Genomic DNA, 1,182 nt, shown 5'->3' on the forward strand with positions numbered 1-1,182 from the left:
TATTACTTCTCTTGAGCATCAACTTATAAACTGCTTTAGCTATCTACATCCTGATTTAATTATTTCAGATTTATTTTCAGATTATGCTCGTATAACTTCGTATAATGTATGCTATACGAAGTTATTACGTTTGGTTGATGGATTAATTAAGACACGACGCGCTGAGGCAAAACATGAGCAATAATGTTATTTTGGATGCTTCCGCCCTCCTCGCTCTTATTCATCAAGAACAAGGCGCAGATATTGTGAAGCCTCTCTTAAAGGAAGCTCTTATGTCAGCAGTTAATGTCAGTGAAGTTCTTACAGCTCTACAAAGAACTGATATTCTTCCTAAAGAGGCTTTGTCTTCTATTTCAGATATCATTCAAACGATTATTCCTTTTGATACTGAACAAGCGCAATTAGCAGCTGAATTGAGCCCTTTAACGAAGAGCAAAGGATTATCATTAGGTGACAGAGCGTGTATTGCTCTTGGACAGAAGATGCAGATTCCTATCTATACTGCTGATATAATATGGGGAGAAGTACAGCTAGAAAATGTTGATATTAGACTCATTAGATAATTCTTCATACGTTTTTTTATTTTTGCAAATCAGTTGTGCGACATTTTTGAGCTAGTAAAGCAGCCAAAAATTATCTAGCCTTACCCCTGCTATTATGAAGCTTTATGCTAATAAAGAGGCTAAAAAGCAATAATCAAGAGAGAAAGCTAGAAAAGCAAGCAATAATTTTAAAAACATTATGGCTTAAACCTCTTTAAGAAGTACAGATAAGATTTATAGAAACTTAAAATTAAAATGAACTATTTTAAAGAGAAGAATAAACTTACTTATTTTTTAAAATCATGCTTATGGGTTTTATGCTGGCTTTCTTTAGTGCCTTGCTTATCCGCAAGTGAATTGTCAGATGAAAGTGTTTCCCTGAAAGTTCACAAAAAATTATTTTATCATTATTTAACTCAGCTTCCTAAACCTGAACAGCCCCATACCCTTTTTATTATCTACTATCCAGATAATGATTCTCATGCACAGCGTGTTGAAAAGTTAGCTAGGCACTTAAATAAGCTTGGTATTTTAGAAATTTATTTTGATAAATTTACTCGTAGATCAGGAGGTGAATATACTATATCTCGACATTCTGACTTAGTATTTAAGGCTAATAAGGTTCTTATTGTCGGCTCCG

Annotated in this window: 3 protein-coding genes; all 3 read left to right on the forward strand. The window is 33.6% G+C overall.

The genetic code is table 11. From position 1 onward, the window contains the following. On the forward strand, nt 1-184 hold a 184-nt coding region (locus IG80_RS16365), incomplete at its 5' end, for a hypothetical protein (RefSeq protein ID WP_232224412.1). Further along, a complete protein-coding gene (locus tag IG80_RS0111470; RefSeq protein WP_032114167.1) occupies nt 174-563 on the forward strand; it encodes a PIN domain-containing protein in 390 nt (129 codons plus the stop codon). The genes IG80_RS16365 and IG80_RS0111470, both read left to right, overlap by 11 nt. A gap of 234 nt (nt 564-797) precedes the next feature. Continuing rightward, on the forward strand, nt 798-1,182 hold a 385-nt coding region (locus tag IG80_RS0111475), incomplete at its 3' end, for a hypothetical protein (RefSeq protein ID WP_032114168.1).

The sequence above is a fragment of the Candidatus Paracaedibacter symbiosus genome (assembly GCF_000757605.1).
Taxonomy (GTDB): Bacteria; Pseudomonadota; Alphaproteobacteria; order Paracaedibacterales; family Paracaedibacteraceae; genus Paracaedibacter_A; species Paracaedibacter_A symbiosus.

What these genes read in the sequence shown, in the direction of transcription:
- IG80_RS0111470 (WP_032114167.1), top strand. Translation starts at nt 174, where the DNA reads ATGAGCAATAATGTTATTTTGGATGCTTCCGCCCTCCTCGCTCTTATT.